Origin of the sequence: Yersinia sp. 2466 StPb PI (assembly GCF_041538325.1) — a bacterium.
GTDB classification, from domain to species: domain Bacteria; phylum Pseudomonadota; class Gammaproteobacteria; order Enterobacterales; family Enterobacteriaceae; genus Yersinia; species Yersinia enterocolitica_E.
The window spans coordinates 4,664,925-4,682,090 of sequence record NZ_JAULSL010000001.1; the positions used below are offsets into that span (position 1 = coordinate 4,664,925).

Here is a 17,166-nt window from a genome sequence, read left to right on the forward strand (position 1 = left end):
TAAAAATGTAATTCGGTATAAAGACATAAGTAGTCAAAACCGGTATTTGGGTTTTCAGCAAGGTTTTGCTGTTCCCCTCGTGATTGAGCGTTGACATTTTCGTAAATTTAAGGGTGTTTTTCGGTTCCCTTACGCTCAAGCTTAATGTATTTTTATTCATAATTACTGCATGAATATTGATACTATCCTAACCAAAGGCTGTCAACAGTGAAGATGAAATTACCTCCATTTATTGAGCTGTATCGGGCGTTAATCGCGACGCCATCGATCAGCGCAACCGATAGCGCTCTCGATCAAAGTAATGAGGCGTTAATCAACTTGTTGGCCGGATGGTTTGCAGACTTGGGTTTTCGTGTCGAGATCCAACCCGTGCCCGATACACGCCACAAATTTAATCTGCTTGCCAGCATTGGAGAAGGCAATGGTGGATTATTGCTGGCGGGTCATACCGATACAGTGCCTTTTGATGAAGGGCGTTGGACGCGCTCACCGTTCACCCTGACCGAACATGACAATAAGTTGTATGGTTTGGGTACCGCCGACATGAAAGGCTTTTTCGCCTTTATTCTGGATGCGGTGCGCGATATCGATGCCAGCAAACTGAGCAAGCCGCTGTATATTCTGGCAACCGCCGATGAAGAAACCACCATGGCAGGCGCGCGCTACTTTGCCGCCTCCAGCCAGTTGCGCCCAGATTTTGCCATTATCGGTGAGCCAACCTCGCTGCAACCGGTGCGGGCGCACAAAGGGCATATTTCCAATGCTATCCGAATTACCGGTCAGTCTGGGCATTCTAGCGATCCGGCACGTGGGGTGAATGCCATTGATTTAATGCATGAATCTATCACTCAATTGATGAAGCTACGCACCAAGTTGCAAGAGCGTTATCACAATCCGGCGTTTACTATTCCGTATCCCACCATGAATTTTGGTCATATTAACGGCGGTGATGCGGCAAACCGTATCTGTGCTTGCTGCGAATTGCATATGGATATCCGCCCGTTGCCGGGCCTGACATTAAGTGATCTGAATGAGTTAATGACCGAAGCGCTGACACCGGTAAGCCAGCGCTGGCCAGGCCGTTTGAGCATTGACGAACTGCATCCACCGATCCCAGGCTATGAATGCCCAACCGATCACCATATGGTAGGGGTTATCGAGAAATTATTGGGTGAGCGTACCGCGGTGGTGAACTACTGCACCGAAGCGCCGTTTATCCAGCAAGTGTGCCCAACTCTGGTGCTGGGACCCGGTTCGATCGATCAAGCCCATCAGCCAGATGAATTTATCGATATGGCCTTTATCGAGCCAACCCGCGAGCTGATTGGTCAGTTGGTTGACCATTTCTGCCAGCAGTAATTACCTCTTATGGGGTAGGCGATCAATTTTGCCTATTAGGAAGACTGATAACCTGACCTTGGTAATTAAATTTCAGCAATATCCCTAAAATTGATGTTTTTTTGCTAAAAATAGTGTCAATTGGAGTATGGAATTGAACGTGGCGAGTGGAATTGTCCATCTCGGCCTTTTGGGTGAAATTAATTTACAAAAAGAAACCATAAAAGTTTATACCCAAAGTCATTGGCGTTGCAGGTAGGCAGCAAGTGAAAGACAAATCGGTTGAAGACCGATTTGAACAGCATTTATGCTAGCCCGCAGGGTGAGCCTCTTTGAGGCTCATTAATCCCGATAAGCTGACACCGGTCAGTGATTCAGGTGAGTAAGCGTCGCTAACCACCCTGCGGCGTCAAGGGCGAAGGGGATATGGGTCAGGGGTCATATGAACGAACAATATTCCGCAATGCGAAGTAACGTCAGTATGCTCGGTACGCTACTCGGGGACACCATCAAAGAAGCGCTTGGTGAACACATCCTTGAAAAAGTAGAAACCATCCGTAAATTATCCAAATCTTCGCGTGCTGGTAATGAAGCGAGCCGTCAGGAACTGCTGACCACGCTGCAAAATCTGTCCAACGACGAGCTGCTGCCGGTAGCCCGTGCTTTTAGCCAATTCCTCAATCTGACGAATACGGCAGAGCAATATCACAGTATTTCACCACACGGTGAAGCCGCAAGTAACCCAGAAGCTCTGGCCCAGCTTTTCACTCGCTTAAAAGATAAAAAGCTGAGTGAGAAAGATATGCGCAGCGCGGTTGATGAGTTATCCATTGAGTTGGTGTTAACCGCTCACCCAACCGAAATTACACGTCGCACCCTGATCCACAAACTGGTGGAAGTGAATACCTGCCTGAGCCAGTTGGATCACAATGACTTAGCCGATTACGAACGCAACAAGATCATGCGTCGTTTGCGCCAGTTAGTTGCACAATCGTGGCATACTGACGAAATTCGTAAAATACGCCCTTCCCCAGTAGATGAAGCCAAATGGGGCTTTGCCGTGGTTGAAAACAGCCTGTGGGAAGGTGTGCCCGCATTCCTGCGTGAGTTTAACGAGCAGTTACAAAACTCGCTCGATTACCGCTTGCCTGTAGAGGCCGTGCCAATACGCTTCACCTCTTGGATGGGGGGGGACCGTGACGGTAACCCGAACGTTACCGCTGAAATTACCCGCCATGTGCTGTTACTCAGCCGTTGGAAAGCCACCGACCTGTTCTTGCGTGATATTCAAGTGTTGGTATCAGAGCTGTCCATGTCGGAATGTACCCCGGAACTGCGTGAATTGGCCGGTGGCGAAGAGGTGGTCGAACCTTATCGCGAATTAATGAAACGCGTCCGTACCCAGTTGACCAATACTCAGGCTTATCTGGAAGACCGTCTGAAAGGCGAACGTGTCTTGCCACCGACTGATTTGCTGGTGAGTAATGACCAACTGTGGGACCCACTTTACGCCTGTTATCAGTCTCTGAAAGCCTGTGGCATGGAGATCATTGCTAACGGCCAACTGCTGGACACCCTGCGCCGCGTACGCTGTTTTGGTGTGCCATTGGTGCGTATCGATGTACGCCAGGAAAGTACCCGCCACACCGATGCCATCGCTGAACTGACCCGTTATCTGGGCCTCGGCGATTATGAAAGCTGGTCTGAGGCGGACAAACAAGCCTTCCTGATCCGCGAGCTGAACTCCAAGCGCCCACTGGTTCCGCTGAAATGGGAACCGAGTGCTAATACACAAGAAGTGCTGGAAACGTGCCGGGTGATTGCCGAAGCACCACAAGGCTCTATCGCCGCTTACGTTATCTCCATGGCTAAAGTGCCATCAGACGTGCTGGCAGTACATTTACTGCTGAAAGAAGCGGGTTGCCCATTCACGCTGCCAGTTGCGCCATTGTTCGAAACCCTTGATGACCTGAACAATGCCGACGAAGTAATGACCCAGTTGCTAAATATCGACTGGTATCGCGGCCTGATCCAAGGCAAGCAGATGGTGATGATTGGCTATTCCGACTCGGCAAAAGATGCCGGCGTAATGGCAGCATCCTGGGCGCAATATCGTGCGCAAGATGCGTTGATCAAAACCTGTGAGAAGGCCGGTATCTCTCTGACACTGTTCCACGGTCGTGGCGGTTCTATCGGCCGTGGCGGTGCGCCTGCACATGCAGCCCTGCTCTCTCAGCCTCCGGGTAGCTTAAAAGGCGGCTTACGCGTCACTGAACAAGGCGAGATGATCCGCTTTAAATTTGGGCTGCCGGAAGTCACTATCAGCAGTCTGGCGCTGTATGCCGGAGCGATTCTGGAAGCCAATCTGTTACCGCCGCCAGAGCCGAAGAAAGAGTGGGTTGAGGTGATGGACATTCTATCGGACGCTTCCTGCGATATGTATCGCGGCTACGTGCGTGAGAATCCTGAGTTTGTCCCTTACTTCCGCGCCGCGACCCCAGAGCTGGAATTAGGTAAGTTGCCATTGGGTTCTCGCCCGGCAAAACGCCGTGCGGATGGCGGAGTCGAGAGCTTACGTGCCATTCCATGGATTTTCGCTTGGACACAAAACCGCCTGATGCTACCTGCCTGGCTGGGTGCAGGGGCCGGTTTGCAAAAAGCGATTGATGCCGGTAAGAAAGAAGTATTAGCCACGATGTGTCGTGACTGGCCATTCTTCTCTACCCGTATCGGGATGCTGGAAATGGTGTTCGCCAAAGCTGATTTGTGGCTGGCGGAGTATTACGACCAACGTTTAGTGGATAAATCACTGTGGCCGTTGGGTCAGCAATTACGTGACCAGTTAGCCGCGGATATTAAAGTGGTGCTGGCTATCGCCAACGATGACCACTTGATGGCTGATTTACCGTGGATTGCGGAATCGATCGCGTTGCGTAATGTGTATACCGATCCACTGAACGTGCTGCAAGCTGAGCTGTTGCACCGTTCGCGCCAGCATGAGCACCCAGATGCCCGTGTTGAGCAGGCATTGATGGTGACTATCGCCGGTGTCGCTGCGGGCATGCGCAATACAGGTTAACCATTGATTTTGGGGGAAGCGATTCCCCTGATTATCTTTTGTTTACTTGATGATTATGATGAAAAGGGGCCAGCGCCCCTTTAACAACTTACGGCCTCACCCCAAGAGTATGGCAAATCGCATAACTCAACTCTGCCCGATTCAAGGTATAGAAATGGAAATCCTTCACCCCTTCACGGCTTAAAATCTTCACCATATCCATCGCCACTGAGGCACCCACCATTTTGCGCGTCTCAGGATCATTATCCAGCCCTTCGAAAATACTGGTCATCCAGTGTGGTACCCGCACGTTGGTCATGGTGGCAAAGCGCTGAAGCTGTTTAAAATTGGATACCGGTAAAATGCCCGGCACGATTTCAACGTCGATGCCGGTAGCCACACAGCGGTCGCGAAAACGCAGATAGCTCTCAACATCAAAGAAGAACTGGGTAATTGCCCGGTTAGCACCCGCATCAATCTTACGTTTGAGGTTGATCAGGTCAGCTTGCGCGCTTTTAGCTTCAGGATGGACTTCTGGATAAGCCGCCACCGAGATATCAAAATCCCCTACGTCTTTCAGCAAGGTCACCAAATCAGATGCGTACATTTCTGGTTTACCACTATCCGGTGGCAAATCCCCTCGCAGAGCAACGATATGACGGATACCGCTGTTCCAGTAATCGGTAGCAATATCACGTAACTGAGTCGGTGAAGCATCAATGCAGGTCAGATGTGGTGCGGCTTCCAGGCCAGTGCGCTCTTTTATCCCTTTGATGATGCTGTGGGTACGATCGCGCTCGCCAGAGTTCGCGCCATAAGTCACCGAGACAAACTTGGGTTTCAGGGTGCTCAGACGATCAATCGAACTCCACAGGGTCTCTTCCATCTCGCTGGTGCGCGGCGGGAAAAACTCAAAAGAAACATTAATCTGACCCTGCAACTCTGACAGACTTTGATTCAGCGCTTCCCGCTGGTTGGCGTGGAAAAAACTCATACCCTGTTACTCCATTGTCGTTATGACGACTTATGTTATCTGTTACCGCTCATTTATGAGCGTCTATACGTTTAGACGGCTAAATAGAAAATGACGGAAGTTGGCTAAAGAGTCAACTTTTAAATAAGTTTAGGGTGATGATTAATCTTCACACGCCATACGCGGAAAATTCATGTAGACCTCTAACCCTTGAAGTTACAGGGGTTCGCGGTATTCGCTTACAGCCTGTCAGCAATATGCGCTCTTGGGGACCGGCATTAAAGAGGGGATGGGTTAAAGAGGCAGTTTCGCCTCCTCCGCTTAAGCAGAAGAGGCGAGTTAATGCAAATTACAGCAATTGAGACAGGCGGTTTAAATCAGACTGAATTGCACCAGCAGTAACATCACGCCCGGCACCTGGGCCACGAATGACCAGTGGGTTATCGCGATACCAACGGCTCTCAATGGCAAAGACGTTATCGCACGGCAGCAATGAGGCCAGCGGATGGTCAGCACGGACTGCTTCAACGCCCACTCGAGCCTTACCATTAGCATCAAAGCGTGCCACGTAACGTAACACCAACCCCATCTCATTCGCGGCTTCTAAGCGCTGAATCATTTGCTGATTCAATGCTTCGCCATTTTCAAAGAACTGATCTACCGACCCCACATCAGCACCAGCAGGCACCAGCGACTCCACCCGCACCTGATTCGGTTCAATGTCATAACCCGCTTCACGGGCCAGAATCACCAGTTTACGCATCACATCCTGGCCTGAAAGATCCACCCGTGGATCTGGCTCAGTCAGACCTTGTTGCCAGGCTTGATCTACTAATTCGGTAAAGGGTACCGTGCCGTCAAATTGCAGGAATAACCACGACAGCGTGCCGGAGAAGATACCACTGATCGCCAAGATACTGTCGCCGCTATCACGTAGATCACGCACCGTGTGGTTAACCGGTAAGCCAGCGCCCACCGTGGCGTTGTACAGCCAGTGGCGGCCGGTTTTGGCAAAAGCATCGCGAATTTGGCGGTAGTTATTGCTACTGGATGCTCCGGCCAGTTTGTTGGCGCTGATAACGTGGAAACCGTAGCTGGCGAAATCCAGATATTGTCCGGCCAGCGACTCACTAGCGGTCACATCCAGCACCACCAAATCATCAAACGGGTGTGCTCGCATCCATAAAAACAGCGACTCTTCATCCTGCTCTTTGGCTTCGTCATCATAAAATGCCAATGTCCGACTGGCATCCAGCCCATCGTAACTTAACAGGCTGCGGCGGCTATCCACCACACCTGCTAGCACAAACTCAAAACCACTGCGCGCCGAGATATTCTTCTGCTCGCGGGCGAACAGTTCCAGCCAGCGGGCACCAATATTACCTTTGCCAAACAGCATCAGACCAATGCGTTTTTCTGCACGGAACAGTGACTGGTGCAAGCCCTGAATCAGGTGTTCAGTCGGACCAAGGCGCAAAACGGCCACCATGCTGATCCCATCTTCTGCCTGCCAAATAAACTCAACTGGCTGATCTTTTAACTGTTGGTAGAACCGGTGGCTGTGCAGTGGGTTCTTGCAAACCCCCGCGCCCACCAGTGCGACCAGTGCCAGCCCTTCGCGTAGGGATAATTTACCCGGCAGCGCGGCATCTTCCAGCACTCTTAGTGCACTGTTAACTACTTCGGAGGTATAGCAGAGTTGCAACAGATTGCGATCGGGATGAATACCGGTGGCTAGCGGTTTGATTTGCGCACGTTTGAGTAGCAAATCAATCTCTTTCTGCGCCAGCGAGAAATCGTGATGACCGGCAATCTGCAATTCGATCAGGCAGACATCATCATGGCTGGTAACGATTTTCGCCCCCGAACCTGATGCCAGTACGCGCTCAATGCGGGTTGAACCCTGCTCTGGCTGATAACTACAACGCAGTTGTAAATCGATATCGCTGCCTGAAACCGGCTGTAGCGTGCGGGTATGCAGCACCGGTGCTGCCAGACGGGCCAATTCACTGGCTTCATCCAATCGTAGCAACGGTAACAGACAGGCATCTTTTACTTTGCGTGGGTCAGCACTGTATACCCCAGCAACATCACTCCAGATGGTCACGCGCTCGACACCCGCCAGCGCCCCGACTTGTGTCGCCGAGTAGTCACTGCCGTTACGCCCCAGCAGCACGGTTTCACCGGAATTACTGCGCGAGATAAACCCTGTCACCACCAAACGTTGATGTGGGTGCTGGGCCATTAATTGTTGTAACAGCGGGTAAGAACGGCCTTCATCGATTTGTGGTTGTGCCGCACGCTCTGCACGCAGGAAACTACGGGCATCCAGCCAGGTGGCGTTCATATCCTGCTTGTTCAAAACCGCCGCCATCAAACGGGCGGACCAAATCTCACCGTGCCCCACCACTTCGGCGTAAATTGCATCGTCGACTTTGTTATCCAGCAGGCCCGCCAGACGCTCCAAATCATGGATAAACTCACTAATCAGCGGTTCGGCCATTTCTGGAGACAATAAACCACTGATCAGATCATGTTGATAACGACGTAAATTTTGTTGCACCTGATGAGCAGAAAGACGATCACTTTGGCTCAGTTTCAACCAGCTAATCAGTTGGTTGGTGGTACTGCCTGCCGCAGACACCACCATCAGATCACCAGGATGACTGTAATTGGCCATAATATTGGCCACCCGCAGGTAACACTTCACATCCGCAAGGCTACTACCACCAAACTTATGCAGTTGACGGCCGGTCACCGCCGCTGCTACCGCTGTTGCATTCATGCTTACCTCGTTCCCGCCAACTGGAAAGCATTTTCCAAATCGGCAATCAAATCTTCGCTGTCTTCAATACCCACGGAAATGCGCAACAAGCTGTCAGTAATACCTGCGGCAATGCGCGCTTCTGGTGCCATACCGGCATGGGTCATGGTCGCTGCATGGGAAATCAGACTTTCCACACCGCCCAAAGACTCCGCCAGAGTAAATAACTCAAGGGCTGAGAGGAAGCGACGCAGTAGCTGTTCATCACCATCAAGCTCAAAACTGAGCATCGCACCGAAACCAGACTGCTGACGGCAGGCAATTTCGTGGCCGGGATGTTGTGGCAGAGAAGGATGATACAGCTTTTTCACCAAAGGCTGCTGCTGTAAATAACGAACAATCTCATCCGCGTTACGTTGCTGCTGAGCCATACGTGGCGACAAGGTACGCAAACCGCGTAATAACAGGTAGCTATCAAATGCTGCCCCCGTTACCCCGATATTATTCGCCCACCATGCCAGCTCAACCGCCAGCTCAGGATCTTTGGCAATTACCGCACCAGCGACCACATCAGAGTGACCATTTAGGTATTTAGTACAGGAGTGAACCACCAAATCCGCCCCTAAAGAGAGTGGCTGCTGCAAGGCAGGGCTGAGGAACGTGTTATCACAAACCGTCAGAGCACCTACTGCATGTGCCGCCTTGCAGATAGCGGCAATATCTACCACCCGTAGCAGCGGATTACTGGGTGTTTCAATCAATATGAGCTTGGGTTTTTCCGCCAAGGCCCGGCTCAATGCCGTTTCATCACCCTGATCGACAAACAGCACCCGATAAGCACCGCGCTTGCTCAGACTATCGAATAAACGATAACTGCCGCCGTAACAGTCGTGTGGGGCGACCAGCAAGTCACCCGGTTTTAGGAATGTGGTGCAAACCAAATGAATCGCCGACATCCCGCTGCTGGTCATGACTGCACCCGCACCACCTTCCAGTTCCGCCAGTGCACGCTGTACCACATCGCGCGTCGGATTCCCGCGACGTGAATAATCATGTGCGCGCGGCTGATTAAAATCGATAAAATTATAGGTACTGGAGAGGTGAATCGGGGGGACAACGCAGCCGTATTGCTCGTCATCGTTCAACCCGCTACGGACTGCTATTGTTGCCTGTTTACGCGTCATATGGATTTCCACCAGCCGGTTATCAAGAAAATGTTACGCCAGATTAGACGCACAAATTACGGACGTCAATACATCTGGACATCTAAACTTCTTTGCGTATAGATTGAGCAATGGAATAATAACCGCTAAAATTGTAGAGGCTTTAACTATCTTAATGATGTCAGTGAGTTTTCGGTGGTGTTTTGTTTAACCGCAAGGACCGTATCGAAAGGTAACGGCTATCAATAAGTAGTAAAATGATTAAATGGGTGATGTTGCTCTAGTAAAATCGACATTTATTTAGTGAGAACAGCGAAGATCGGGCATAATTGGCCGGTTTTCAGAATTTTGTATTTTCCCGACAAATTTAAGGTGTCCCATGGCTGAGTGGAACGGCGAGTATGTCAGCCCTTACGCTGAACACGGTAAGAAAAGCGAACAGGTCAAAAAAATTACGGTATCCATTCCGCTGAAGGTGTTAAAAATCCTCACCGATGAACGGACCCGCCGTCAGGTGAACAACCTGCGCCACGCCACCAACAGTGAATTGTTGTGTGAGGCCTTTTTGCATGCATTTACCGGCCAGCCGCTACCGAATGACGAAGACCTGCGTAAAGAACGTAGCGATGAAATCCCGGAAGCCGCGAAAATTTTAATGCGTGAGTTGGGTGTTGACCCCGATACCTGGGAATACTAATCCCCAGCGACCACTCGGTTCATTAGTCATAGTGAACCTGAAATGTAGAAACAAAAAAGGCACCCGAAGGTGCCTTTTTCATCTGACGGGCAATAATTACTTCTTAGCGCCCGGCATGCTGAAACGCTTGTTAAAGCGGTCAACACGGCCACCGGTAGCAACATCACGCTGCTTGCCAGTGTAGAACGGGTGGCATTCGCCGCACACGTCCAGATTCAGGTCATGACCAACAGTAGAGTTGATCTTGATAACGTTACCGCAAGAGCAAGAAGCAGTAACTTGTTCGTATTTAGGGTGGATACCTTGTTTCATGGAAAACCTCTATATTTAGGCCGTGTCGCTATCCAGCCCTGTTCCGCCAGACACCACACGATTGATAAATAACAATTTGATTGTTAACGAACAGCTGCGGATAAAGTAAGCAACGGTTGTTAACAGGATTTGATATCGAATTATACCAAAGGCGGCGAATCATACAGAATTTGACCAAACCGCGCAATCGAATCCGCACATTGTGAAGCACTCAGTGTAAACTGTTCAATCTTTATTTAGACCCGTCATACTTCAAGTTGCATGTGCGTTGGCTGTGCTCAATAACCCGAATCACTTACTCATGTAAGCTCATCGGGATTTTCTCGCTTGCCGCCTTCCTGCAACTCGAATTATTTAGGGTATAGGCCAATTGTACTTATTTAGACCAATTTTAGTTATCAGGATGAAAACACATGTCCGTTGTTCAAGTGGCATTACCCGTACCGTTGGCCCGTAGCTTTGATTACCGTTTAGACAGCGCCATGGCCTGCCCGGTGGTCGGTGCTCGCGTTAGTGTGCCATTTGGTAAACGCAAAGCCATCGGAATTGTGGTGGGTATCAGTGATACCAGCACATTCCCCCTTGAACAACTGAAAGCCATTGACGCCGTTCTGGATGAGCGCAGCTTATTCCCACCCAGCTTGTGGCGCATTCTCTGCTGGGCAACCGAGTATTATCATTACCCGATAGGTGAAGTGCTGTTCCATGCTCTACCTATTCTGTTGCGCCAAGGGAAGCCTGCCCAATCTGCGCCGTTGTGGCAGTGGTTCGCAACCGAACAAGGGCGAGCCACACCACCGGAAAGCTTAAAACGCGCCCCGAAGCAGCAACAAGCGCTTGCCGCATTATTGCAAAAACCGGTCTATCGCCATCAAGTTAATGAAATGGCACTCACCGAAAGCGCATTGCAGGCATTACGCAGTAAAGGGCTAATTGACCTGCGGGCACAGGAAATCGCGACTACCGATTGGCGCAACGGCTTCGCCGTTCTGGGTGAGCGCCTGCGGCTGAATACCGAGCAGGCAACCGCCGTTGGGGCGATTCGCAGTGAAGATACCCAGTTTGCAGTCTGGCTGCTGGCTGGGGTGACCGGCTCCGGTAAAACAGAAGTTTATCTGAGCGTGCTGGAAAATATTCTGGCACAAGGCCGCCAGGCGTTGGTTTTAGTCCCTGAGATCGGCCTGACCCCACAGACTATCGCTCGTTTTCGCGAAAGGTTTAACGCCCCCGTTGAGGTGCTCCATTCAGGTTTAAATGACAGCGAACGTTTGTCCGTCTGGCTACGGGCGCGTAACGGCGAAGCCGCAATTGTTATTGGTACCCGCTCGGCACTGTTTACGCCGTTTTCCCGCCTCGGGGTCATTATTATCGATGAAGAGCACGACAGCTCTTATAAACAGCAAGAAGGCTGGCGGTATCATGCCCGGGATTTAGCCGTATTTCGGGCCCGTGAAGAAGGCATTCCTATCGTGATGGGCACGGCGACCCCGGCGCTTGAGACCCTGCACAATGTGCAAATGGGTAAATATCGCCAGTTGACGCTATCTAAACGGGCGGGGAATGCCAAACCCGCCGTACAGCATTTGCTCGATTTAAAAGGCTTACCGCTTAAAGTTGGCCTCTCTCAGCCACTGCTAAAACGGATGAAAACCCATTTACAGGCCGATAATCAGGTAATTTTGTTCCTGAACCGCCGTGGCTATGCTCCCGCGCTACTGTGCCATGAGTGTGGCTGGATTGCTGAATGCCAGCGTTGCGACCACTATTACACCTTGCATCAAAATCACCGTCAGTTGCGCTGCCACCATTGCGACAGCCAGCGCCCGGTGCCTCAGCAATGCCCAAAATGTGGTTCAACCCATCTGGTCTCTGTCGGTGTTGGCACTGAACAGTTAGAGAACGAACTGGCTCCTCTGTTCCCGGATACTCCCATCACTCGAATTGACCGCGATACCACCAGCCGCAAAGGCTCGCTGGAACAGCATTTGGCTGATGTCCATCAAGGGGGAGCGCGCATCTTGATTGGTACCCAAATGTTGGCTAAAGGGCATCACTTCCCTGATGTCACGCTAGTGGCCTTGCTGGATGTCGATGGCGCACTGTTCTCGGCAGATTTCCGTTCGGCAGAACGGTTTGCCCAGCTTTATACACAAGTTTCAGGTCGTGCCGGGCGCGCGGGTAAGCAAGGTGAAGTTATTTTACAAACACACCACCCTGAGCATCCACTGCTGCAAATTTTGCTGCAACAGGGCTACGATGCCTTTGCCAAACAGGCCCTAGAGGAACGTAAAAGCGTATTTTTACCGCCTTATACCAGCCATATCATCGTGCGCAGTGAAGATCACGATAACCAGCAATCCGCGCTGTTCCTGCAACAATTGCGTAATTTACTGGAAGCCAGCCCACTCAAAGATGATGCATTGTGGATTATGGGGCCAGTGCCCGCATTGCAGGCCAAACGCAGTGGACGCTTCCGTTGGCAATTGCTGTTACAGCACCCTTCACGGCAATTGCTACAACGGCTGATTAAAACCTCTCAGCCGCTAATCAATACATTGCCGCAGGCACGTAAGGTTAAGTGGACGTTGGATGTTGACCCAATAGACAGCTAATTCCCCGCCTTAATTAATGCCAATAACGTTGAGTACTCTCTCTTTCACTTGGGGAATTTATTGTTTGATCTGTGCCACAAAGCAATCGATTACCCCGCTTTCTGCGAGCCAGTTCGAAAAAACCTACTTATGTCACACTTTTTATGCAAATTAGGTAACAAATTACCCCCACTATCTGTATAGAATGACGGAAAGCCTGCATTAAGCATCAGTGCTGGCTCGGAGCCAGAGCAAGGAGAAAGGCGTTGGAACATAAGAAAGAATTCACGATGGCTACCATGAAAGACGTTGCTGAAATGGCAGGTGTTTCAACTGCGACGGTGTCACGCGCACTGATGAACCCGGAAAAAGTGTCAACAGTAACCCGGCAAAAAGTGGAGCAAGCTGTTCTGGCGGTGGGTTATTCTCCTCATGCTTTGTCCCGCAATATTAAACGTAATGAATCGCGCACGATTCTGGTTATTGTACCGGATATTAGTGACCCGTTTTTTGCTGATATCATTCAAGGGATTGAGTATGCGGCAGCCCAGCAAGGTTATCTGATCTTAATTGGCGATTGCGCACAACAAACCCAGCAAGAGCGTAGCTTCGTTAACCTGATCATTACCAAGCAAATTGATGGCATGTTGTTGTTAGGTTCCAATCTGCCTTTTGATGCCAGCAAAGAAGAGCAGCGCAATTTGCCGCCAATGGTGATGGCAAACGAGTTCGCTCCTGAACTGGAACTGCCAACGGTACATATCGATAATCTGACTGCCGCTTATGAAGCGGTTAATTATCTACATGAATTGGGGCACAAACGTATTGCCTGTGTTGCCGGGCCGGAAAGTTTGCCGCTAAGTCATTATCGGCTCCAGGGCTATATTCAGGCACTGCGTCGTAATGGTATCGCTGTCGACAGTGACTATATTATGCGCGGTGACTTTAGCTATGAAGCTGGCGCAGAAACCTTTGCGGTGCTGATGGCATTACCTCATCCCCCAACAGCAATATTTTGTCACAATGATGTGATGGCGATAGGCGCGATGTGGCAGGCAAAGAGAATGGGACTACGTATCCCGCAGGATGTCTCGCTGGTAGGCTTTGACGATCTGAAGTTGTCACAGTATTGTGATCCCCCTTTGACCACCGTGGCTCAACCACGTTATCAAATTGGTCAGCAAGCCATGTTACTATTACTTGAGCAGCTACAAGGGCATTCAGTACAAAGTGGCTCCCGGTTGTTAGACACCGAGTTAATTGTCAGGGAAAGTACTGCTGCGCCTAAACGCTAGGCAAATATTCAGGGGTTCAGTAACATGACGGACTTATTCCATCATCAAGACGCAGCGAAACGATAGTGGCACAAAGAGATTATGTAAGCCGAGGGCGCTCAGGAGCGCGGCGCAAAAGCACCAGCCGGAAAAAACGCAGTGCTCCAGCAGTATCTAAAACCGTGGTGGCGCTGGCCGTCGCGCTATTAGTGGTATTTGTTGGTGGCCTCTATTTCATCACCCATAATAAGCCGGGTGAGCTTCCGTTATTGCCCAGCCATGATCCTCGTACCGGTAATGGGTTACCGCCCAAACCCGAAGAACGCTGGCGTTATATTAAAGAGCTGGAAAACCGTCAGATTGGCGTCCCAACACCTACAGAGCCCTCTGCTGGTGGCGAAGCCAATTCTAAAACGCAACTGACTAATGAGCAGCGCCAATTGCTAGAGCAGATGCAGGCAGATATGCGCCAGCAGCCAACGCAGTTATCAGAGGTTCCGTATAACCAAGGGATGACGGTGCCACGCTCTGCTGTGACCATCAAACCACCGGTCACGACCCTGCAACAGCAGCCGCTAACACCGCCGCGCCAGACTACCGCGCCGGTACAGCAGCAGACGCAGGTACAATCGCCTGTGGCTACCCCACAACGCGCGCAACCGGCAGCTCCGGTAACACCGGCCGTTACACCGCCGAAACCGGAAAAAGAGAAAGAAAAAGCACAACGTTGGATGGTGCAGTGTGGTTCATTCAAAGCCATCGATCAGGCCGAATCTATCCGCGCCCAATTGGCATTTGGCGGTATCGAAAGCCGCATTACCAGCGGTGGTGGCTGGAATCGTGTGGTCCTTGGCCCTTACAGTACCAAAGCAGCCGCTGATAGTACCTTGCAACGTTTGAAAGGCGCGGGTCAATCAGGATGCATTCCCCTCGCTGTAGGGGGTTGAAAAGTCGCAATCCTCCCCCATTTATAATCTCAATATACCCCGTGCTGTTTTTTGACAGGCAGTACGGGGACTCATTCAGTCTGCAACGAGGGTCCGCTCGTGACAACAATTGTAAGTGTACGTCGTAATGGTCATGTCGTTATTGGTGGTGATGGCCAGGTCACTCTGGGTAATACCGTAATGAAGGGTAATGCCAAAAAAGTACGCCGCCTTTATAACAATAAAGTGATTGCGGGCTTTGCTGGCGGTACTGCCGATGCCTTTACGCTGTTTGAGCTGTTTGAGCGCAAACTGGAGATGCATCAAGGCCACCTGACTAAAGCGGCTGTCGAGTTAGCCAAAGACTGGCGTACTGATCGTATGTTACGCAAGCTTGAAGCACTACTGGCTGTAGCGGATGAAACAGCATCACTCATCATTACCGGCAACGGCGATGTTGTTCAACCAGAAGACGACCTGATTGCTATCGGTTCCGGTGGGCCTTATGCCCAATCTGCCGCGCGCGCGCTGTTAGACAATACTGAATTAAGTGCCAAAGATATCGTTGAGAAGTCTCTGAGCATTGCGGGGGATATCTGTATCTATACCAACCGCTTCCAAACCATCGAAGAATTAACGTATAAAGCGTAAGGATAGAGTGACATGTCTGAAATGACCCCACGCGAAATCGTCAGCGAACTTGATAGCTACATCATCGGCCAGGATAAAGCTAAACGTGCGGTGGCAATTGCCCTGCGTAACCGCTGGCGCCGTATGCAGCTCAATGAAGAGTTGCGTCACGAAGTTACCCCTAAAAACATTCTGATGATCGGTCCAACCGGTGTCGGTAAAACTGAAATTGCTCGCCGTCTGGCAAAATTGGCCAATGCGCCATTTATCAAAGTTGAAGCGACCAAATTCACCGAAGTGGGTTATGTTGGTAAAGAAGTGGATTCTATTATCCGCGATCTGACCGATGCGGCTGTGAAAATGGTTCGCCATCAATCAATTGAGAAAATGCGTTACCGGGCTGAAGAGTTAGCCGAAGAACGTATTCTGGACGTGTTGATTCCACCGGCCAAAAATAACTGGGGCCAGCCGGATGAAACACAAGAGCCATCCGCTACCCGCCAGGCTTTCCGCAAAAAATTGCGTGAAGGGCAACTGGACGACAAAGAGATTGAAATCGATCTGGCTGCTTCGCCGATGGGGGTTGAAATCATGGCACCTCCTGGCATGGAAGAGATGACTAACCAGTTACAATCTATGTTCCAGAACATCGCCGGTCAGAAACAAAAACCGCGTAAAGTCAAAATCAAAGACGCATTCAAACTGCTGATTGAGGAAGAAGGCGCGAAACTGGTCAATCCAGAAGAACTGAAACAGCAAGCGATTGATGCCGTTGAACAACACGGGATTGTGTTCATCGATGAAATCGATAAAATCTGTAAACGCGGTCAAACGTCAGGCCCGGATGTGTCCCGTGAAGGGGTACAGCGTGACTTGCTGCCATTGGTCGAAGGTTGCACCGTATCAACTAAACACGGCATGGTGAAAACTGACCATATCTTGTTTATTGCCTCCGGCGCATTCCAGGTGTCCAGCCCGTCAGATCTTATCCCGGAATTGCAAGGCCGCCTGCCAATCCGCGTTGAATTGCAGGCGCTGACCACCGATGATTTCGAGCGTATCCTGACCGAGCCAAGTGCCTCATTAACCGAGCAGTACAAAGCGCTGATGGCTACTGAAGGGGTTACCGTTGAATTTACTCGCGAAGGTATCCGCAAAATTGCTGAAGCAGCATGGCAAGTTAACGAGCGCACCGAGAATATCGGCGCACGCCGCTTGCATACCGTGCTGGAGCGTTTGATGGAAGATATCTCCTATGACGCTAGCGAAAGTAATGGTCAATCCATCACTATTGATGCTGTATATGTTGGTAAGCATCTTGATGAGCTGGTAGCAGATGAAGATCTGAGTCGTTTTATCCTATAATTCGCTTTATATCTTTATGCTGGATAAAATAGTCCGCCAGGACAATATCGAGTGGGAGGCATCGCCTCCCACTGT

At 50.6% G+C, this 17,166-nt stretch carries 12 protein-coding genes; 8 read left to right on the top strand and 4 right to left on the bottom strand.

Features of this window, described 5'->3' with window-relative positions; translation table 11 throughout:
- Positions 1-213 precede the first annotated feature (213 nt).
- Together argE and ppc are read left to right on the top strand one after the other, a co-directional pair.
- Entirely contained in the window at positions 214-1,359 is a 1,146-nt protein-coding gene (argE, locus tag Q2T72_RS21060) for an acetylornithine deacetylase (RefSeq protein ID WP_193784854.1), read from the top strand.
- Positions 1,360-1,780: 421 nt separating this feature from the next.
- Complete coding sequence (gene ppc / locus Q2T72_RS21065; protein ID WP_083161794.1) at positions 1,781-4,417, top strand: phosphoenolpyruvate carboxylase; 2,637 nt, start codon at positions 1,781-1,783, stop codon at positions 4,415-4,417.
- 88 nt (positions 4,418-4,505) lie between these two features.
- Here ppc and metF read toward each other — a convergent pair whose 3' ends face one another.
- The 3 genes from metF to metB form a co-directional block, all read right to left on the bottom strand.
- A complete protein-coding gene (gene metF, locus Q2T72_RS21070; protein ID WP_083161792.1) occupies positions 4,506-5,390 on the bottom strand; it encodes a methylenetetrahydrofolate reductase in 885 nt (294 codons plus the stop codon).
- A gap of 328 nt (positions 5,391-5,718) precedes the next feature.
- A complete protein-coding gene (locus Q2T72_RS21075; RefSeq protein WP_083161790.1) occupies positions 5,719-8,154 on the bottom strand; it encodes a bifunctional aspartate kinase/homoserine dehydrogenase II in 2,436 nt (811 codons plus the stop codon).
- A 2-nt stretch (positions 8,155-8,156) separates the two neighbouring features.
- The gene (metB, locus tag Q2T72_RS21080; RefSeq protein ID WP_083161788.1) at positions 8,157-9,317 is read right to left on the bottom strand and encodes a cystathionine gamma-synthase; all 1,161 of its coding nucleotides are present in this window, start codon (positions 9,315-9,317) and stop codon (positions 8,157-8,159) included.
- Positions 9,318-9,675: 358 nt separating this feature from the next.
- Between metB and metJ the strand changes: the two genes are divergently transcribed.
- Positions 9,676-9,993 (top strand): met regulon transcriptional regulator MetJ, encoded by a 318-nt coding sequence (gene metJ, locus Q2T72_RS21085; RefSeq protein WP_004392248.1) that lies wholly within the window; start codon positions 9,676-9,678, stop codon positions 9,991-9,993.
- A 96-nt stretch (positions 9,994-10,089) separates the two neighbouring features.
- On the opposite strand, the gene rpmE is transcribed toward metJ, so the two are convergent.
- Positions 10,090-10,305: a 50S ribosomal protein L31 gene (gene rpmE, locus Q2T72_RS21090; protein WP_083161786.1), complete on the bottom strand. Its 216-nt coding sequence runs from the start codon at positions 10,303-10,305 to the stop codon at positions 10,090-10,092.
- Between the two features lie 413 nt (positions 10,306-10,718).
- Between rpmE and priA the strand changes: the two genes are divergently transcribed.
- The 5 genes from priA (at position 10,719) to hslU (ending at position 17,091) form a co-directional block, all read left to right on the top strand.
- The gene (priA, locus tag Q2T72_RS21095) at positions 10,719-12,917 is read left to right on the top strand and encodes a primosomal protein N' (protein WP_372560120.1); all 2,199 of its coding nucleotides are present in this window, start codon (positions 10,719-10,721) and stop codon (positions 12,915-12,917) included.
- Positions 12,918-13,162: 245 nt separating this feature from the next.
- Positions 13,163-14,191 (top strand): DNA-binding transcriptional regulator CytR, encoded by a 1,029-nt coding sequence (gene cytR / locus Q2T72_RS21100; protein WP_083161782.1) that lies wholly within the window; start codon positions 13,163-13,165, stop codon positions 14,189-14,191.
- A gap of 65 nt (positions 14,192-14,256) precedes the next feature.
- Positions 14,257-15,117, top strand: coding sequence for a cell division protein FtsN (ftsN, locus tag Q2T72_RS21105; RefSeq protein ID WP_083161780.1), 861 nt, complete (start codon positions 14,257-14,259; stop codon positions 15,115-15,117).
- Positions 15,118-15,216: 99 nt separating this feature from the next.
- Positions 15,217-15,747: an ATP-dependent protease subunit HslV gene (gene hslV, locus Q2T72_RS21110; RefSeq protein WP_005190517.1), complete on the top strand. Its 531-nt coding sequence runs from the start codon at positions 15,217-15,219 to the stop codon at positions 15,745-15,747.
- Positions 15,748-15,759: 12 nt separating this feature from the next.
- Positions 15,760-17,091 carry an HslU--HslV peptidase ATPase subunit gene (gene hslU / locus Q2T72_RS21115; protein WP_083161778.1) on the top strand — a complete coding sequence of 444 codons (1,332 nt, stop codon included), beginning with the start codon at positions 15,760-15,762 and terminating at the stop codon, positions 17,089-17,091.
- Positions 17,092-17,166 lie beyond the last annotated feature (75 nt).

Excerpts from the sequence above, each read along its gene's own strand:
- argE (WP_193784854.1), top strand. The coding sequence starts at position 214 with ATGAAATTACCTCCATTTATTGAGCTGTATCGGGCGTTAATCGCGACG.
- ppc (WP_083161794.1), top strand. The coding sequence starts at position 1,781 with ATGAACGAACAATATTCCGCAATGCGAAGTAACGTCAGTATGCTCGGT.
- metF (WP_083161792.1), bottom strand. The coding sequence starts at position 5,390 with ATGAGTTTTTTCCACGCCAACCAGCGGGAAGCGCTGAATCAAAGTCTG.
- Q2T72_RS21075 (WP_083161790.1), bottom strand. The coding sequence starts at position 8,154 with ATGAATGCAACAGCGGTAGCAGCGGCGGTGACCGGCCGTCAACTGCAT.
- metB (WP_083161788.1), bottom strand. The coding sequence starts at position 9,317 with ATGACGCGTAAACAGGCAACAATAGCAGTCCGTAGCGGGTTGAACGAT.
- metJ (WP_004392248.1), top strand. The coding sequence starts at position 9,676 with ATGGCTGAGTGGAACGGCGAGTATGTCAGCCCTTACGCTGAACACGGT.
- rpmE (WP_083161786.1), bottom strand. The coding sequence starts at position 10,305 with ATGAAACAAGGTATCCACCCTAAATACGAACAAGTTACTGCTTCTTGC.
- priA (WP_372560120.1), top strand. The coding sequence starts at position 10,719 with ATGTCCGTTGTTCAAGTGGCATTACCCGTACCGTTGGCCCGTAGCTTT.
- hslU (WP_083161778.1), top strand. The coding sequence starts at position 15,760 with ATGTCTGAAATGACCCCACGCGAAATCGTCAGCGAACTTGATAGCTAC.